The following is a 15,604-nucleotide window of genomic DNA, read 5'->3' as shown; positions in this document are numbered from 1 at the left end:
CGCGATTCTAACAGGCTGCGGCCTCTAAGGCTAAAGAGAAGGGCGGATCAATTCGAGACTGTGGCAGTGGCCGGCCAGATAATCATCGATACAGCGAATGATCAGCTCGCTGCGCCAGTCCTCGCGCAGGTCCATCAGTTCGTCGCGAGTGAGCCAGCGGGCGCGCATGATGCCTTCGTCGAGCTGATAGTCGGGATGGTGTTTCAGGGCCTTGGCGATGAAGCACACACGCTGGTAGGTCACGCCGTTGCTCGGGGCGGTGTACAGGTAGATGCCGACTATGCCGGTGGCTTCGACGTCCCAGCCGGTCTCTTCGAGGGTTTCGCGTACGGCGGCTTCGGTCAGGGTTTCATGTGGATCGAGGTGGCCGGCAGGCTGATTGAGTACGGCGCGACCGCCCTTAAGTTCTTCGACCATCAGGAACTTGCCGTTGTCTTCGACGATGGTGGCGACGGTGATGTGGGGTTGCCAGGTCATGAGATACCTCTTGGTTCTGAATGTAACCCAGTCTTGGAGCCGGATCGCAGCGATGATGGGGTGGTGCATAAGCAATCTGCATGATGCACCTGACATTTTATGATTTTACCGACTTCAGCTGCTGGCGCAGTTTATCTCTCCAGAGTTATCAGTCTGGAGAGTGTTATGAACCCGATTGCGCACAAACGCTACGAAGTACGCCTTACATCGCCCCTGCCCATTGCCTTCATTCTGCTTTGGAGTTCCGGCTACATCGGCGGTGCGTTCGGTGTGCGTTATGGCGAGCCCTTCACCATGACGTTCTATCGGTTTGCCTTGGCTGCCCTGGTGTTTCTGGGGGTGGCGCTTGCGATAAAGGCTGAATGGCCGAGGCGGCTTGCACCTTACCTTCATGCGGTAGTCGCGGGCGTGCTCTTGCAGGCTCTGCAATTCGGCGGTCTCTACACCGGAATAAGTCAGGGCGTCCCCGCCGGGCAAGCTGCACTGATTGTCGGGTTGATGCCCATATTCGTCGTGATCGGCGCCTATTTCTGTTTGGGTGAGCAATTGAGCTGGCGCGACCTGCCAGGTTCGATTCTGGGTGTCGGAGGAGTGGTCATTGTTGTCGGCAACAGTTTTTCAGGCGCCGACGCACCAGTAGGCGGCTATGGCGCGGTGGGATTGGCGCTGTTGGGCATCACCCTCGGTACTCTTTATCAGAAGCGTTTTCTGGGTGGGGTCAATCTGTGGGTGGGGTGCTTCATTCAAATGGTTACTGCGTCGCTGGTCATGTTGATGCTGGCTTGCGCCGCTGAAACCATGCAGGTGACGCAGTGGATGCCTTTTATTGCCTCGGTGGCCTGGATTAGTTTGATGAATTCTGTAGGCGCACTGACGATATTGTATTTGATGATTCGGCGGGGAGAGGCGAGTAAAGCGACGAACTTATTTCATGTGATTCCGGCGGTTACGCAGATCATGGCGGCGTTAGTGTTGGGGGAGGTGCCGAGCGTAGTAGTGATTGTGGGGTTTATTGTTTCGGGGGGAGGAGTTTATTTGATGAATCATTCGCGAGCAAAATAAGCCTGAATTACTGAGTACCGCTTAGCAGGAGAATAACAATGAATAAAAACGAGATAAATAATAAAAATATATTGAGCGATAAAATTTGCCGATCAGGAGGAGGGTTGTATATCGATGGAGTTGATTGTTTAAATTTTGAGCCTTATGAAATTGATGGGCGAAAGGGCGTCTCAATATTTTACCTTTATGATGCGAGGCGCAATGGGGAAGGATCAGTGGCTGCACTGGTGCGTTATGACGGTGGCGCTCTAACGCCCAGGCATATACATCTGGGCTGGGAGTTGGTGCTGGTGGTCGATGGCGAACTTGTCGATGACAGAGGGCGACATACGATAGGTGCGCTCCAAGTGTACCCTCCTGGCTCTACCCACCAACTTTCGTCTCCTTCAGGATGCACGTTTTTAGTCGTCTGGGAGCAGCCGGTTCAGCCTGTGACGTGTCTGAATGCAGAGGCTGTAGCATGAAAGTTATTAGCGAGCGACGAGCGGCAGAGCTAATTGAAGATGGATGGACAGTTATCCCTGGGGGGTTTGGTAGTTGTGGGCATCCTGATGGACTTACTCGAGCAATCGGCGATCGTTACAAGCGAGAGGGGCGGCCTCGTAAACTTAGTCTGCTCTTTGCCTCTGCTGCTGGAGATCTTGAAGAAAGGGGCTTAGACGTTTTGGCCCAGAGTGGGCTGGTGGATAAGGTAATTGGAGGGTTCTGGGGGCTTATTCCACGGCTGGGAAATATGGCGCGCCTAGGAGAGATAGAGGCCCATAATTGGCCGCAGGGGGTCATTAGTCAGCTTTTTCGCGCGATTGCGGCGAAAAAGCCTGGGGTGATTTCGAATATCGGCTTAAATACTTTCGTTGATCCTGATTATGAGGGAGGACGCTTAAATATGCGGGCGGCACGTGCGCTCGTTCAGAAAATTTTTATCAATGATAAGTCAATGCTTTTTTACCCTGCTATTAAGGTCGACTGTGCGTTGTTAAGAGGGACATCTTGTGATCCCTTGGGCAATATTTCGATGGAGCGGGAAGTGTCTCATAGTGACGCTCTAGCGCAGGCAATGGCAGTTAAAAACTGTGGTGGAATAGTGATTGTGCAGGTTGAAAGTTTAGTAGGTTTGCATGATATCGAGCCGCATGACGTCAAAGTCCCCGGACTATTGGTAGATTACGTGACAGTTTCGCGCCCTGGTGAGCATCCTCAAACTTACGGCGTGGCACATGACTCAGCGTTTACACGTCCGGGAGTGCTCACCCCTGGTACAAGGTCGATTTCGTGTGCAGAGAGAGTTATTGCTAGGAGAGCTTTGCAGGAAATTCAGCATCAAAATGCCCGAGTTATCAATCTCGGTATTGGTATACCGGTAGCTATTGCTCAGGTGGCTGAGGAGTTGGGCTGTGCGGAATCGATGAGCTTTACTGTTGAGTCCGGCGTTATAGGTGGCAGGCCAGCAGCTGGGCTGTCATTTGGTGCCAGCTATCGCCCACAGAGTATCATTGAACAGGCGGCTTTGTTTGATTTCTATGAAGGTGGCGGAATTGATGTAGCGTGCTTAGGCTTTGCTGAAATGGATAGCTTTGGCAATGTTAATGTCTCGAAGTTTGGTCAGAAGTTACAAGGTGCAGGTGGATTCATAAATATCTCTCAGTCCGCACGATGTATTATTTTTTGTGGCACTTTCACGGCGGTAGGGTTGATCGTGAATATAAATAAGGGCCAAATCCGGATAGTTCGGGAAGGTCGTGTAAGTAAATTCGTTCGTCAGGTTTCACATTTAACTTTCAGTGGCGACCATTCTAAATCGTTAGGTCAGAGAGTCATATATGTAACGGAGCGAGCTGTTTTTGCATTGAGAGATAGGGTTGTTTATCTGGAAGAGGTCGCTCCCGGTATAAGTGTTGAGCGGGATATTATGCCGTTCATAGAGGGTGGGTTTGTAGTTTCAAGCAGCTGTAAGCTTATGTCTGAGGATTTGTTTTTTTTGTAACTGCATAGTGTCTAATTCTTTGAGTGGTTAGGTGTTTTGTGTTCGTAAGAAAATTATGTAGGAGGTTGTTATGTCAGGTGAGGTTATAACGATAATCGGTGGAGGTGCCTCAAGCGTCTCTTTTATTTACGCGTTTTTAAAAGGGCTGGCGAGACATGGATGTCATTCGAATCTATCGATTTTTTTGGTGGATAAGCAATCTCAATGTGGTCGAGGACTTGCGTATTCCGAGGACTGCGGTACAAATATCTTAAACACACGAGCCGAATTCATTTCGCCTTTCCCAGACCAGTCTGGGCATTTCTACAGATGGTTATTGGCTAATCGAGAAATTTGGGAAGATGATTTTCCTGATATTGAGCTATGTCCGCATGCATTTCTACCCCGACCCTTATTTGGGCTATATCTTGCGCACATGCTTCAATGTCTCATTAAAAAAGCTGTAGAACTCGGTTGCCAGTTAATTGCAGTGCATGACGAAGTCGTTAATCTTAGTTTTTCGCATGATGGAAGGGTCGTAGTATCCACAAAGGGAAATCTATCTTTCCCTAGTGATCATGTAGTATTGAGTTGTGGTAATGCGCGCAGTCTGGAACACCGACACCTTGCTGGCGCTGAAGGTTTTTTCTCCAGCCCTTACCCTATCAAACGTCTATGCAGGCTGATTCAAAAGCAGGCGAGTGTTGCAATTGTCGGTTCAAGACTGAGTGCTATCGATGCGGTGATCGGACTTACTGCTAATGGCCATAAAGGGCCCATTACTATGCATTCGCGCACGGGAGCCTTGCCTAGTGTCAGAGGGACTCAGGGGCGTTATAAGCCGTCAATACTAACGCCGGAAACTGTTAGATCTTGTATTTCTCGAGCTGGGGTAGTGCGGCTTGAAGACGTACTTCGTTGGGCGATGCAGGAATTAGCCTTGGAGGGCAAGCCGATTGATGCTGATTGGTCGACAATGTGTTCACAAAGGCCGGCTTTGGAGTTTCTTGAGGCGGAAATAGCTGCTGCCCGTCACCCACGGTTTTGGCAGTCCGTTCTCTATTCCACGAATGCTGTGCTTGATCTAATTTGGCCTGCAATGCCAGATGAGGATAAGAAAAGATTCCTGGGCTATTCAAGTTGGTGGATGGCATACCGTGTTTCAATTCCGATTGAAAATGCTCTAAAAATCAAGTCTTTAGTCGAGTCTGGGCAGCTATCAATCATCAAGGGAGAGCTTCAGTCTATTGAATATAATGGGAGATTTACCTTGAAAGTAGCTAAGCAGTCGAAAAGATATTTCCGCGGTTATGACGCTGTTGTGGTTGCTACAGGTACCCCTCGCGATGTTACTAAGTTTGATAATCTTCTGGTGCAGAATATTATTCAGCAGGGAATTGGGTGTGTAGACCCATTCGGAGGGTTAAAGGTATCTGCTGAGTCGGGCGGATTGATAAATCAGTCAGGATGTGTGGATGACAGAATCACTGTTCTGGGAGAGCTAACGAGCGGTGCGTTCTTTTTTACTAGTGCTTTAGAGATTAATTCTCGCCATTCGACGCAACGTGCAGAGTATGTTTTGGCTAGATTGTCGCAAACCTCCAATGCGCATTTTCATTCGCTTAAAGCTCAATTGCTGGCATAAGATGACGGAAAAATCTCAAATTAAACATTTTTTGTATTTTTTACTCGTAAATTCAGTTTTTCCCTAGCCGAACAGCTAGTGGCGAGTGAGACGTTGATTTGCCAAAATTGGAATATTTATTTTGGTAGGTGTGCGTCATGAGAGTCAATCTTGATGTTCAGTCTTTGCGAAGCTTTATAAAAGTAAGCGAAACCAAAAGTTTTACGCGCGCAGCCGAAGCTTTAAGCCTCACTCAGCCTGCCATTAGCCAGCAGATCAAGCGATTAGAAGATTTGTTAGGTGTGGAGTTATTTGCAAGGGAAAATCGACAGGTGTTTTTGACGGTGGAAGGAGAGAAACTTTTCGGTTATGCCAAGGATATCGTTGTTTGTAACGATAAAATTGGTAGGCTTTTTGAAGTGGTTGAGAAAAGAGAAATAATTGTAATGGGTATGCCAGAGCATTTTTGTGAGGGGGTGCTCCCCAAAATTATTTCCAGCATGGCTGCTCACTTTCCTGCTATACAGCTGGTGGTAAAGGTCGCTAGGTCTGGTTTGCTAAGAGAGGCGGTAAATGAGGGCAAGATCGACCTATGCCTCGTGATAGATGAATTAAAAGAAACACATGAGCATCCTTGGCATACGTTATCGGTAAGGTGGTTTGCTGGTGAAAGCGCTGACTTGATCGATAACGTGCATAACGTTCCTCTCGCTTTGTTCAAGCCGCCCTGCGGGTTTCGTAGTCTGGCGATTCGGAGTCTAGAGGGCTGCGCTATCAAATGGCATTGTGTTTATGAGTCGGAGGATTTGATGTCGCTGAGGTCTGCAGTTCAGGCGGGAATTGGTATTACATTGCTACCTTTTATTGCGCATGTATCGGGTTTAAAAAGTCTAGAAAATTTCTCAAGTTTGCCGAAGTTACCTCAATTTGGAGTGATACCTAAAGAGCGAGCGGGTTGGAATCCTGTGTATAGGCGCGAGGTGCTTGAGTTGATTCGCTCAGTATGGATTTCAGAGTATGCCAATATTAAGCAATGACTTAGAAAACACAAACCCCGACACTTGGCCGGGGTTTGTGATGCTGCTTTACAACCTTACTTCAACTTGGCAATCGCCGCGTTAAACGTGTTGCTCGGGCGCATGGCCTTGCTGGTCAGCTCAGGGTTTGGTGCGTAGTAGCCACCGATGTCCACTGGCTTGCCCTGTACGGCATTGAGCTCAGCGACGATGGTCGCTTCGTTCGCAGCCAGGGTTTTGGCCAGTTCGCCGAACTGTGCTTGCAATGCCGTGTCTTCGGTCTGAGCGGCCAGGGCCTGGGCCCAGTACAGCGCCAGGTAGAAGTGGCTGCCGCGGTTGTCGATGTTGCCGACTTTGCGCGATGGCGACTTGTTGTTGTCCAGGAACTGACCGGTGGCCTGGTCCAGGGTCTTGGACAGTACCAGGGCCTTCGGGTTGTTGTAGGTGACGCCCAGGTGTTCGAGGGACGCGGCCAGGGCCAGGAATTCGCCCAGGGAGTCCCAGCGCAGGAAGTTTTCTTCCAGCAGTTGCTGTACGTGCTTCGGTGCAGAGCCGCCAGCGCCGGTTTCGAACAGGCCGCCGCCGTTCATCAGCGGCACGATGGACAGCATTTTGGCGCTGGTGCCCAGTTCCATGATTGGGAACAGGTCGGTCAGGTAGTCACGCAGGACGTTGCCGGTCACCGAGATGGTGTCCAGGCCCTTGCGGGTGCGTTCCAGGGTGAACTTCATCGCGTCGACCGGCGACATGATTCGGATGTCCAAACCTTCGGTGTTGTGGTCTTTCAGGTAGGCCTGAACTTTCTCGACCACCACGCCGTCGTGGGCGCGCTTAGGGTCCAGCCAGAAAATGGCCGGGGTGTTGCTGGCGCGGGCACGGTTTACGGCGAGTTTGACCCAGTCCTGGATCGGCGCGTCTTTGGTCTGGCACATGCGGAAGATGTCGCCAGCTTCGACGCTCTGTTCCATCAGCAGGTTGCCCTTGCTGTCGGTGACGCGGACCACGCCGTCAGCCTTGATCTGGAACGTCTTGTCGTGGGAACCGTACTCTTCGGCTTTCTTGGCCATCAGGCCAACGTTCGGCACGCTACCCATGGTGGTTGGGTCGAACGCGCCATGGGCCTTGCAGTCTTCGATGACGGCTTGGTAGATGGTGGCGTAGCAACGATCCGGGATCACAGCCTTGGTGTCGTGCAGCTGGCCGTCGGTGCCCCACATTTTGCCGGAGTCACGGATCATGGCCGGCATCGAAGCGTCGACGATCACGTCGCTCGGCACGTGCAGGTTGGTGATGCCCTTGTCCGAGTTGACCATCGCCAGGGAAGGGCGAGCGGCGTAGACGGCCTGGATGTCGGCTTCGATCTGCGCTTGTTGGTCGGCCGGCAGGGTCTTGATGCGAGCGTAAAGGTCGCCGATGCCGTTGTTCAGGTTGAAGCCGATCTGTTCCAGCACGGCGGCGTGCTTGGTCAGGGCGTCTTTATAGAACTCGGCAACGATCTGGCCGAACATGATCGGGTCGGAGACCTTCATCATGGTGGCTTTGAGGTGGACCGACAGCAATACGCCTTTTTGCTTGGCGTCTTCGATCTCGGCGGCGATGAACGAACGCAGGGCGTTCTTGCTCAGCACGGCGCTGTCGAGGATTTCGCCAGCCTGAACGGAAGTCTTTTCCTTCAGCACGGTGGCGGTGCCGTCTTTGGCAATCAGCTCGATCTTCACGGCGTCAGCGGCTTCGATTTGTACGGCTTTTTCGCTGCCGTAGAAGTCGCCGTTGCTCATGTGAGCGACGTGGGACTTGGAGTCCGCCGCCCAGGCGCCCATTTTGTGCGGGTGCTTGCGTGCGTAGTTCTTGACCGACAGCGGAGCGCGGCGGTCGGAGTTGCCTTCGCGCAGTACCGGGTTTACGGCGCTGCCTTTGACCTTGTCGTAACGGGCACGGGTTTCTTTTTCCGCGTCGGTGGTTACGGTTTCCGGATAGTCCGGGAGGGCGTAGCCCTGGGCCTGCAATTCTTTGATCGCCGCCTGCAATTGAGGGGTCGAGGCGCTGATGTTAGGCAGTTTGATGATGTTGGCTTCAGGGGTTACGGCCAGGTCGCCCAGTTCGGCGAGGTGGTCCGGTACGGCCTTGTTACCCAGTTGCTCGGGGAAGCTTGCGAGGATGCGCCCGGCGAGGGAAATGTCGCGGGTTTCCACGGCAATATCAGCGGAAGCGGTGAAGGCCTCTACGATAGGCAGCAGTGAATAGGTGGCGAGGGCTGGAGCTTCGTCGGTGAAGGTGTAGATGATCTTCGAGCGGGTGGGCATATTCGGATTAACTCTCTTCTTTGCTGAAAGCGTGCGCAGAAACTCGAGATGCGCCGGGTGGAGCGCGTTCGTTCAAAGTCATCCATGAGCGAAATATCGAGGTTTCTTCGCGGTGATGTTGGGTTGCATCAGTCGAGCGTCAAGCGGGTGGACTATTGTAATAGTCCTGCTTTCTGGCGGAGGGCCCGGTTCTAGAGCGGTCTGCCGGCGTGACTCTTGGGTCAGCGGCGGCATTATACATAGGTCGCTATGCTTACGCTGAGCCTTCATACAAAAGGTGGGTCGTCCATTGGTCTAAAGGTCGCAGGTACCGGTTTACGCCTAAAGTCGCACGATGTGCTCAAGATTGGCGTTTTTCCCTTTGCTTTCAGGCTTGTAGGCGACAATTTATGCTGTTTTCGATGCAAATGAGCATGGCGCAAGGTTTCAGTCGCCATTTATCTGGAGTAGGCTCGAACGCAGCCAGATGTTCAATCCAACGATGGAGTTCAGCATGGGATACAAGAAGATTCAGGTTCCGGCAGTCGGCGACAAAATCACCGTCAACGCAGACCATTCTCTCAATGTTCCTGACCACCCGATCATCCCGTTCATCGAGGGTGACGGCATTGGCGTCGACATCAGCCCGGTGATGATCAAGGTAGTCGACGCAGCGGTTGCCAAGGCTTACGGCGGCAAGCGCAAGATTTCCTGGATGGAGGTCTATGCCGGCGAGAAAGCGACACAGGTTTACGACCAAGATACCTGGCTGCCTCAGGAAACCCTGGATGCAGTTAAGGACTACGTGGTGTCGATCAAGGGCCCGTTGACTACCCCGGTGGGTGGCGGTATCCGTTCGTTGAACGTTGCCCTGCGCCAGCAACTCGATCTGTATGTGTGCCTGCGCCCTGTGCGCTGGTTCGAAGGCGTGCCCAGCCCGGTGAAAAAGCCCGGCGATGTGGACATGACCATCTTCCGTGAGAACTCCGAAGATATTTACGCCGGTATCGAATGGAAGGCCGGTTCGCCGGAAGCGATCAAAGTGATCAAGTTCCTCAAGGAGGAAATGGGCGTCACTAAGATTCGCTTCGACCAGGACTGCGGGATTGGCGTCAAGCCGGTGTCCAAGGAAGGTACTCAGCGTCTGGCGCGTAAAGCCCTGCAATATGTCGTGGATAACGACCGTGACTCGCTGACCATCGTGCACAAAGGCAACATCATGAAGTTCACCGAAGGTGCCTTCAAAGAATGGGCCTACGAAGTGGCTGCGCAGGAGTTTGGCGCGACTCTGTTGGATGGCGGTCCTTGGATGCAGTTCAAGAACCCGAAAACCGGTAAGAACGTGGTGGTCAAAGATGCGATTGCTGACGCCATGCTCCAGCAGATACTTCTGCGTCCGGCCGAATATGACGTGATCGCGACCCTTAACCTCAACGGTGACTACCTGTCCGATGCCCTCGCGGCGGAAGTGGGCGGGATTGGTATCGCGCCAGGCGCCAACCTGTCCGACACCGTGGCGATGTTCGAAGCCACCCACGGCACAGCGCCCAAATATGCGGGCAAAGACCAGGTCAACCCAGGTTCGCTGATTCTATCGGCGGAAATGATGTTGCGCCATATGGGCTGGACCGAAGCTGCGGACTTGATCATCAAGGGCACCAACGGGGCGATTTCGGCCAAGACCGTTACTTATGATTTCGAGCGCTTGATGGAGGGCGCGAAGCTGGTGTCGTCGTCAGGCTTTGGTGATGCGTTGATTTCGCATATGTAAGGCAGGCTAAAAAACGGCCATTCTGGTGAGCCAGAATGGCCGTTTTTTTGCAGGCTATTTACCCAAATGCGATCAGGCCAGTTGCTTGTTTTCTTTAGAGGGCTGGTCTTTTTTGGGCTTTGTTTCGTGCGTAACGTCGTGTGCCGTCCCGGGAGCCGCCGCGCAGGCCGCACAAATTGCGACGGCATGCAGTCCCTTTGGCCCCTGAATGATTTCGAACTCCACACTTTGGCCTGCTTTCAGCGTCTTGTAGCCGTCCATGGTGATCGCTGAATAGTGCGCAAAAAGGTCCTCGCTTTTACCTTCTTCATTAATAAAGCCATATCCCTTGGCATTATTGAACCACTTGACCTTGCCTTTGATCTTGACGCCAGACATAACCCATTTCCTTCTGCACCAGACTCCATCACTGGAGTATCATCCAGTTTATCCGTCCTAACCCGAATAAATAAGGTTGACTGCGCGGACCTTTTTTACCCACTGTGGGTTCTATTGGTTGTAACACCGATTTGCCGATAGTCAAGGCGACCAATAGGTCAGAGTTGAAATTCTGACAGGTTGCCCCCACCACTGTATTGAACAACTGACGAACCTTTCTTTCCATGCATGCAATCAGCCAGATTCGACTAACATTCAATCAGGATCGACCGGATCACGAACACGATGACGACGGTTCTGCAGGCATTGCTGTTCAGGAGGCCAAGCCTGCCTTACAGGCGCCGCCGATGTACAAGGTGGTTTTGTTCAACGATGACTACACACCGATGGATTTCGTCGTCGAAGTGCTCGAGGTGTTTTTTAACCTGAACCGCGAGTTGGCGACCAAGGTAATGCTGGCCGTTCATACAGAAGGACGGGCAGTATGTGGAGTGTTTACCCGCGACATCGCCGAGACAAAGGCCATGCAGGTCAACCAGTACGCCAGGGAAAGCCAGCATCCGCTACTCTGTGAAATCGAGAAGGACGGTTAACGCCGACCACTTGGGTATGAGGTGAAGCTATGTTAAACCGCGAGCTCGAAGTCACCCTCAATCTTGCCTTCAAGGAGGCCCGCTCGAAGCGTCATGAATTCATGACCGTCGAGCACCTGCTGCTGGCACTTTTGGATAACGAAGCTGCCGCCACCGTTTTGCGTGCGTGCGGCGCCAATCTCGACAAACTCAAGCATGATCTGCAGGAGTTTATCGACTCCACCACGCCACTGATCCCCGTGCATGACGAGGACCGTGAAACCCAGCCTACTCTGGGCTTTCAGCGGGTATTGCAGCGTGCTGTGTTCCACGTACAGAGCTCCGGTAAGCGCGAAGTCACGGGCGCTAATGTGCTCGTGGCGATCTTCAGCGAACAGGAAAGCCAGGCTGTGTTTCTGCTCAAGCAGCAGAGCGTTGCCCGTATTGATGTCGTCAACTACATCGCCCACGGTATTTCCAAAGTGCCAGGGCACGGCGATCATTCCGAGGGTGAGCAGGATATGCAGGACGACGAGGGCGGTGAGTCTTCTTCTTCGGGCAATCCACTGGATGCCTATGCCAGCAACCTCAACGAACTGGCGCGCCAAGGGCGGATCGATCCGCTGGTGGGGCGTGAGCTTGAGGTCGAGCGAGTAGCGCAGATCCTCGCGCGCCGTCGCAAGAACAACCCCTTGCTGGTCGGCGAGGCAGGTGTAGGCAAGACTGCAATCGCCGAAGGCCTGGCCAAGCGTATTGTCGACAACCAGGTGCCGGATCTGCTCGCCAATAGCGTTGTTTACTCACTCGACTTGGGCGCGTTGCTCGCCGGTACCAAATACCGCGGCGACTTTGAGAAGCGCTTCAAGGCGTTGCTGGGCGAGCTGAAAAAACGTCCCCAGGCGATTCTGTTTATTGACGAAATCCACACCATCATCGGAGCCGGTGCGGCTTCCGGCGGGGTCATGGATGCCTCCAATTTACTCAAGCCGTTGCTGTCGTCGGGTGATATCCGCTGCATCGGTTCGACCACGTTCCAGGAATTTCGCGGGATCTTCGAGAAAGACCGCGCCTTGGCGCGTCGCTTCCAGAAGGTCGATGTGTCCGAGCCTTCGGTGGAAGACACCATCGGCATCCTGCGCGGGCTGAAAGGGCGTTTCGAAACGCACCATGGCATCGAGTACACCGACGAGGCGCTGCGTTCGGCTGCAGAGCTGGCATCGCGCTACATCAATGATCGACACATGCCGGATAAGGCGATCGATGTGATTGATGAGGCGGGCGCTTACCAGCGTCTCCAGCCGGTTGAGAAGCGTGTCAAGCGTATCGACGTGCCACAGGTTGAAGACATTGTGGCCAAGATTGCGCGGATTCCGCCAAAGCACGTCACCAGCTCCGACAAAGAGCTGCTGCGTAACCTGGAGCGCGACCTCAAGCTGACCGTGTTCGGCCAGGATGCGGCCATCGACTCGTTGTCCACCGCGATCAAGTTGTCGCGCGCGGGCCTCAAGTCGCCGGACAAGCCCGTCGGTTCGTTCCTGTTTGCTGGTCCTACCGGCGTCGGCAAGACCGAGGCGGCGCGGCAATTGGCCAAGGCCATGGGTATCGAACTGGTGCGCTTCGACATGTCCGAGTACATGGAGCGGCATACCGTGTCGCGTCTGATCGGTGCGCCTCCAGGCTATGTTGGCTTCGATCAGGGCGGTCTGCTGACCGAGGCTATCACCAAGCAGCCTCACTGCGTATTGTTGCTCGATGAAATCGAGAAGGCTCACCCGGAAGTCTTCAACCTGCTGCTACAGGTTATGGACCACGGGACCCTCACCGACAACAACGGGCGCAAGGCGGATTTCCGCAATGTGATCGTGATCATGACCACTAACGCCGGTGCCGAAACGGCTGCGCGGGCCTCGATTGGCTTCAGCCATCAGGATCACTCTTCCGATGCGATGGAAGTGATCAAGAAGAGCTTTACGCCAGAGTTCCGCAACCGTTTGGACACCATTATCCAGTTTGGTCGCCTCAGCCATGAGGTTATCAAGAGCGTGGTGGACAAGTTCCTTACCGAGCTTCAGGCGCAGCTGGAAGACAAGCGCGTGCAGTTGGAGGTGACGGACGCCGCACGCAGCTGGCTGGCAGAGGGTGGTTACGACGCGGCAATGGGCGCGCGTCCGATGGCGCGTCTGATCCAGGACAAGATCAAGCGGCCGCTGGCCGAAGAGATCCTGTTTGGCGAGTTGGCGGACCATGGCGGCGTGGTGCATATCGATCTGAAGGACGGCGAGTTGACCTTCGACTTCGAAACCACGGCGGAAATGGCCTGATCGTTCCGTACCCATGCAGAAGGCGCCGAAAGGCGCCTTTTTGCTGTCTGGAAAAGTAATTGCAAGAGCAATTAATTCCAGTGTGGGAGGTGTCAGCAAAATCCCGGGCACACAAAAACGCCCGGCATAACCGGGCGTTTTGTATTGACTTGCTTAGCGAGCGCGGTAAGTGATGCGCCCTTTGCTCAAGTCATAGGGCGTCAGCTCGACGCGCACTTTGTCACCGGTAAGAATACGAATGTAGTTCTTGCGCATCTTGCCGGAGATATGCGCGGTTACGACGTGCCCATTTTCCAACTCCACACGAAACATGGTGTTGGGCAGGGTGTCGACGACAGTGCCTTCCATTTCGAAGCTGTCTTCTTTCGACATGCAGTAAAGCCCTCGGTATCCAGTGAATGGCCCGGTGCAACTGCGCCAGGCAAAAGCGGCGTGCATTGTGCCCGAAAAAGGGTGTTTAAGCCAAGGGGTTCTAGTTAAGCGTGACCCATCTTTGATTAATCAGCAGCTCAATGGGCCGATATTGGGTCTTGTAGTTCATCTTTTTGCAGTTTTTGATCCAGTAGCCGAGGTACACCGCCTCCAGTTCCAAGCGCAGTGCTTCGCCAATCTGCCAGAGGATCGCAAACCGTCCCAGGCTGCGCCGTTCCTCGCCCGGCTCATAGAAGGTGTACACCGCCGACAGGCCATTAGGCAGCAGATCGGTCACCGCCACTGCCATCAGTTGCCCGTGTGCACGAAACTCATAGAATCGCGAGAACGGCAGATCGCGCACCAGAAAGGTCGAAAACTGGTCGCGACTGGGCGGGAACATATCGCCGTCGGCGTGGCGCTGTTCGATGTAGCGCTGGTAAAGATCGAAATACTCTTCGGTGAAGCGTGGCTTGGATGAGGTTACCGTCAGATCGGCGTTGCGCTTGAGGATGCGCTTTTGATTGCGGTCCGGCGTGAATTGCGCAACCGGGATGCGGGCCGGGACGCAGGCATTGCAGTTCTGGCAGTGAGGCCGGTACAGATGGTCGCCGCTGCGTCGAAAGCCCATTTCCGACAAGTCGGCGTACACATGCACGTCCATGGGCTGGCTGGGGTCGAGGAACAGCGTAGTCGCCTGCTCGTCGGGCAGATAGCTGCAAGAGTGAGCTTGAGTGGCATAAAACTTCAAGCGTGCCAGCTCGGTCATGATCAACCCTCGAAATAAGCTTTGAATAAGTGTAAGCCAGGTCAGCGCAAGTCGCTTAATAAACCCAGGGTCCGGTGTTGGGTCGGTCCAAGTGCTCACGCAGAAAGCCCGCGAACTCATGGCGCGGGATGGCGCGGGCGCCCAAGCTGTGCAAATGGTCGTTGGGCATCTGGCAGTCGATCAGCACGTAACCCCACGCCTGCAACTGGCGGGTGAGGGTGGCAAAACCGAATTTCGAGGCGTTATCGGCGCGGCTGAACATGGATTCGCCAAAAAACAGCTGGCCCATCGCTAGCCCGTATAGGCCGCCGACCAGCGTTTCGCCGTCCCACACCTCCACCGAGTGGGCATAGCCACGTTTGTGCAGTTCCACATAGGCACTCTGGATGCCTTCGGTGATCCACGTGCTGTCGGCGTAAGCTCGCGGTGCGGCGCACGCTTGGATAACGGCGGCGAAGTCCTGGTCAAAGGTCACGGTATAGCGCTGCTGGCGCAACAGTTTGGCCAGGCTGCGGGATACGTGCAGCTCATCGGGGAATATCACGGTGCGCGGGTCCGGTGACCACCACAAAATGGGCTGGCCCTGCGAGAACCATGGGAAACAGCCATGACGATAGGCTTCAACCAAGCGCTCGGCCGATAGGTCGCCACCGGCGGCGAGCAGGCCATTGGGTTCGCGCATGGCTTTGGCCAGCGGCGGGAAGGTCAGTGAGTCGCGTTGTAGCCAGGTCAGCATGGGCATCCAGGTTTGCGGAAGGGGAGGGGAGTGACGGGCTTGGCGCCTGTCTCGCACAGGCTGATTATTGTCGACCCAACGCTGTGGGGCCAGCCCGAATCGGTTGTCAGGGTGGAACAGCCGTCGCAGGTGCCTCTGCAACTCTGTGTCATGGGTGTGGTCGTAATCGGGTCAGGCGCATGCAGGCCATTTGCCAAGCTTGCTTGGATTGGTAAAAACCGC

General features: G+C 54.0%; 14 protein-coding genes. 8 read left to right on the top strand and 6 right to left on the bottom strand.

Annotation, left to right across the window (positions count from 1 at the left end; genetic code table 11):
- Positions 1-30 precede the first annotated feature (30 nt).
- On the bottom strand, positions 31-477 hold the full coding sequence (locus HRH33_RS16695) for an NUDIX hydrolase (RefSeq protein WP_034114183.1): 447 nt from the start codon (positions 475-477) through the stop codon (positions 31-33).
- Between the two features lie 165 nt (positions 478-642).
- Between HRH33_RS16695 and HRH33_RS16690 the strand changes: the two genes are divergently transcribed.
- From HRH33_RS16690 to HRH33_RS16670, 5 genes are all read left to right on the top strand, one after another.
- Positions 643-1,539 (top strand): DMT family transporter, encoded by an 897-nt coding sequence (locus HRH33_RS16690; RefSeq protein ID WP_034138580.1) that lies wholly within the window; start codon positions 643-645, stop codon positions 1,537-1,539.
- 38 nt (positions 1,540-1,577) lie between these two features.
- A complete protein-coding gene (locus tag HRH33_RS16685; protein WP_080761458.1) occupies positions 1,578-2,003 on the top strand; it encodes a cupin domain-containing protein in 426 nt (141 codons plus the stop codon).
- Complete coding sequence (locus HRH33_RS16680; protein ID WP_173603526.1) at positions 2,000-3,523, top strand: acyl CoA:acetate/3-ketoacid CoA transferase; 1,524 nt, start codon at positions 2,000-2,002, stop codon at positions 3,521-3,523. Before HRH33_RS16685 ends, HRH33_RS16680 begins: the two co-directional genes overlap by 4 nt.
- 70 nt (positions 3,524-3,593) lie before the next feature.
- Positions 3,594-5,147: an FAD/NAD(P)-binding protein gene (locus HRH33_RS16675; RefSeq protein WP_167417866.1), complete on the top strand. Its 1,554-nt coding sequence runs from the start codon at positions 3,594-3,596 to the stop codon at positions 5,145-5,147.
- 137 nt (positions 5,148-5,284) lie between these two features.
- The gene (locus HRH33_RS16670; protein WP_047881871.1) at positions 5,285-6,163 is read left to right on the top strand and encodes a LysR family transcriptional regulator; all 879 of its coding nucleotides are present in this window, start codon (positions 5,285-5,287) and stop codon (positions 6,161-6,163) included.
- A gap of 56 nt (positions 6,164-6,219) precedes the next feature.
- Here the strand turns inward: HRH33_RS16670 and HRH33_RS16665 are convergent, their stop codons facing one another.
- Positions 6,220-8,445, bottom strand: a complete 2,226-nt coding sequence (locus HRH33_RS16665; protein WP_094065843.1) for an NADP-dependent isocitrate dehydrogenase — start codon at positions 8,443-8,445, stop codon at positions 6,220-6,222.
- A 493-nt stretch (positions 8,446-8,938) separates the two neighbouring features.
- On the opposite strand from HRH33_RS16665, the gene icd reads away from it, so the two are divergent.
- Entirely contained in the window at positions 8,939-10,195 is a 1,257-nt protein-coding gene (icd, locus tag HRH33_RS16660; protein ID WP_034098676.1) for an NADP-dependent isocitrate dehydrogenase, read from the top strand.
- 72 nt (positions 10,196-10,267) lie between these two features.
- Here icd and cspD read toward each other — a convergent pair whose 3' ends face one another.
- Positions 10,268-10,573, bottom strand: coding sequence for a cold shock domain-containing protein CspD (gene cspD, locus HRH33_RS16655; RefSeq protein ID WP_034138575.1), 306 nt, complete (start codon positions 10,571-10,573; stop codon positions 10,268-10,270).
- A 224-nt stretch (positions 10,574-10,797) separates the two neighbouring features.
- Between cspD and clpS the strand changes: the two genes are divergently transcribed.
- Together clpS and clpA are read left to right on the top strand one after the other, a co-directional pair.
- Entirely contained in the window at positions 10,798-11,166 is a 369-nt protein-coding gene (clpS, locus tag HRH33_RS16650) for an ATP-dependent Clp protease adapter ClpS (RefSeq protein ID WP_010567912.1), read from the top strand.
- Positions 11,167-11,195: 29 nt separating this feature from the next.
- On the top strand, positions 11,196-13,466 hold the full coding sequence (gene clpA, locus HRH33_RS16645; protein ID WP_167417865.1) for an ATP-dependent Clp protease ATP-binding subunit ClpA: 2,271 nt from the start codon (positions 11,196-11,198) through the stop codon (positions 13,464-13,466).
- 153 nt (positions 13,467-13,619) lie between these two features.
- Here clpA and infA read toward each other — a convergent pair whose 3' ends face one another.
- The 3 genes from infA to aat all read right to left on the bottom strand — a co-directional run bounded on the left by infA (position 13,620) and on the right by aat (position 15,382).
- A complete protein-coding gene (infA, locus tag HRH33_RS16640) occupies positions 13,620-13,838 on the bottom strand; it encodes a translation initiation factor IF-1 (RefSeq protein WP_002553999.1) in 219 nt (72 codons plus the stop codon).
- A gap of 100 nt (positions 13,839-13,938) precedes the next feature.
- Positions 13,939-14,646, bottom strand: coding sequence for an arginyltransferase (locus tag HRH33_RS16635; protein ID WP_034098670.1), 708 nt, complete (start codon positions 14,644-14,646; stop codon positions 13,939-13,941).
- A gap of 55 nt (positions 14,647-14,701) precedes the next feature.
- Entirely contained in the window at positions 14,702-15,382 is a 681-nt protein-coding gene (gene aat / locus HRH33_RS16630) for a leucyl/phenylalanyl-tRNA--protein transferase (protein WP_034138574.1), read from the bottom strand.
- Between the last annotated feature and the right edge of the window lie 222 nt (positions 15,383-15,604).

The organism is Pseudomonas rhodesiae, from assembly GCF_013285305.1.
Lineage (GTDB): Bacteria > Pseudomonadota > Gammaproteobacteria > Pseudomonadales > Pseudomonadaceae > Aquipseudomonas > Aquipseudomonas rhodesiae.
The sequence above is the reverse complement of the archived record's forward strand: the minus strand, read 5'-3'. Positions and strand labels throughout refer to the sequence as shown.

What these genes read in the sequence shown, in the direction of transcription:
- HRH33_RS16695 (WP_034114183.1), bottom strand. Translation starts at nt 477, where the DNA reads ATGACCTGGCAACCCCACATCACCGTCGCCACCATCGTCGAAGACAAC.
- HRH33_RS16690 (WP_034138580.1), top strand. Translation starts at nt 643, where the DNA reads ATGAACCCGATTGCGCACAAACGCTACGAAGTACGCCTTACATCGCCC.
- HRH33_RS16685 (WP_080761458.1), top strand. Translation starts at nt 1,578, where the DNA reads ATGAATAAAAACGAGATAAATAATAAAAATATATTGAGCGATAAAATT.
- HRH33_RS16680 (WP_173603526.1), top strand. Translation starts at nt 2,000, where the DNA reads ATGAAAGTTATTAGCGAGCGACGAGCGGCAGAGCTAATTGAAGATGGA.
- HRH33_RS16675 (WP_167417866.1), top strand. Translation starts at nt 3,594, where the DNA reads ATGTCAGGTGAGGTTATAACGATAATCGGTGGAGGTGCCTCAAGCGTC.
- HRH33_RS16670 (WP_047881871.1), top strand. Translation starts at nt 5,285, where the DNA reads ATGAGAGTCAATCTTGATGTTCAGTCTTTGCGAAGCTTTATAAAAGTA.
- HRH33_RS16665 (WP_094065843.1), bottom strand. Translation starts at nt 8,445, where the DNA reads ATGCCCACCCGCTCGAAGATCATCTACACCTTCACCGACGAAGCTCCA.
- icd (WP_034098676.1), top strand. Translation starts at nt 8,939, where the DNA reads ATGGGATACAAGAAGATTCAGGTTCCGGCAGTCGGCGACAAAATCACC.
- cspD (WP_034138575.1), bottom strand. Translation starts at nt 10,573, where the DNA reads ATGTCTGGCGTCAAGATCAAAGGCAAGGTCAAGTGGTTCAATAATGCC.
- clpS (WP_010567912.1), top strand. Translation starts at nt 10,798, where the DNA reads ATGCATGCAATCAGCCAGATTCGACTAACATTCAATCAGGATCGACCG.
- clpA (WP_167417865.1), top strand. Translation starts at nt 11,196, where the DNA reads ATGTTAAACCGCGAGCTCGAAGTCACCCTCAATCTTGCCTTCAAGGAG.
- infA (WP_002553999.1), bottom strand. Translation starts at nt 13,838, where the DNA reads ATGTCGAAAGAAGACAGCTTCGAAATGGAAGGCACTGTCGTCGACACC.
- HRH33_RS16635 (WP_034098670.1), bottom strand. Translation starts at nt 14,646, where the DNA reads ATGACCGAGCTGGCACGCTTGAAGTTTTATGCCACTCAAGCTCACTCT.
- aat (WP_034138574.1), bottom strand. Translation starts at nt 15,382, where the DNA reads ATGCTGACCTGGCTACAACGCGACTCACTGACCTTCCCGCCGCTGGCC.